This window comes from Carboxylicivirga litoralis (genome assembly GCF_025499605.1).
GTDB lineage: Bacteria > Bacteroidota > Bacteroidia > Bacteroidales > Marinilabiliaceae > Carboxylicivirga > Carboxylicivirga litoralis.
The window spans coordinates 1-1,605 of record NZ_JAFMVC010000088.1 but is presented as its reverse complement, the minus strand read 5'-3'; the positions used below and the strand labels follow the sequence as shown (position 1 = coordinate 1,605).

Annotated in this window: 1 protein-coding gene; it reads right to left on the bottom strand. The window is 28.2% G+C overall.

Translation table 11 applies throughout. The features are described from left to right. Window positions 1-1,605, bottom strand: a 1,605-nt coding sequence (locus J1N10_RS20815) for a hypothetical protein (protein WP_262328658.1), incomplete at both ends; no start/stop codon positions are given.

Below are 1,605 nucleotides of genomic sequence, written 5' to 3'. Positions count from 1 at the left end.
ATCATTAGTTTTCAAGTAGTAAAGCATTGCAAAAAGATATTTTGAACTTGTTATATCTTCCTCTGTGTAACCATTAAAGAGTAATGCTTTTAGAAAAGTATATTGAAATGAATTTATTGTTGAAACATGCTCCTTACTTATCAGGTTGATTATAAGCGACAAATCATAGAAATTAATTATTTTAAAATCATCAGCTTCAAAATGTTCTAATTCTTCTCGAAGTTGAGTATAAAAACTTTGTATAGCCTCAAAATCCACAACACTTTGCATTAATTCCTTGAAAGATTGAATTACAGTGAACTTCGATAAAATCTCATGTTTTTGTTCTAGAGAAAAACTAAAACTGTTGAAACGAGATAAAAATCTTTTCTCATAAGATATTATTGATTTGAAAACCATCCCATTGACTTTGGTCTGTCTTTTCGAAAAATTGATGTTTTGCTTTCGTAAATAAGATGTAAAACTGTCATGAAAAAGCGAAATTCTATTTAATCGGATTTCAAAAAGATATGGATGTTCATCAATAAATTCACAAACAAGGTCTGCTAATTCATCGCCTAAAAACATACTTACTTCTGATTTCATGAAATAAGCACGAGAACAAAGAAATAACGAAAGTGAGGATTTTACTTTTGTATCAATTAGTATTTGTTCATAATAACTTTCTAATGAGGTAAGTTCATCTAATTCAGGTAAAGTTTTAGTGCTTTTAAATTGTTCTGCTACATATTTCACAATAATTGGATAACCACCAGTAGTTTTGAATATTTTACTTTTAGTACCATAGTCTATAATATGAAACAATTCTTCTAAAACTCTCTCTGTTTGGTTTCTATTCCAACTAGTAAGTTGCTGTTTCTTCCAACCTAACTCATCTTCAATTGGTCGGCTTAAAACAATAACTTTACAGACTTCTTTTAATCGGTCTATAAATGTAACGAATTGCTTAAATTCTGATGGATTGTAATTCTTGACATGGTCAAGACCATCAATAATTAGTGTATGATTGTTTCGTTTTATTTGGTTAATTATTTCATTTTCATCTCTGTGGCAAATATCATGGAACAACTTTTTTGAAAGGTCAAATAAGAATTTTTGAAATATAAGTCGGTCTTCTTTATCGTAGTCTTGTTCATGAAGCCAGAATCTATAAAGTAGATTGTTGGGAAATTTCCCTTGTAAAAATTCGACTAAATGGCTTTTACCTATTCCTGGTTTTCCCTCAATATGGAGAATGTTTTCAAATTCAATTATTTCTCTCTCAATATTAATTGTATCAATAAGTTTTGTGTTAAAAATGTCAATGACAGGCAATTCATTCTTTTGAATTATCCATTTTCTACTATCTAAATAGTTACTCAGAAATTTTTGAATTACAGACTTTCGGAATGGATTTAGCTTGTAAAAACTGGTTAATATTTCATCAATCTCTACTCTGTTGAGTGAAATTAAATACAAATCAGGCATTTTAAAAGCTGAAAATCCTAATATTTCGCAATTTGGAGCAATATCTATCTGATTAAAAAAAATGATATTAATATTACTTGAAAGTTTATGCGGCTTATTGTCTATAAATATTTCATTTTCTATCACATTTAGTTTTTC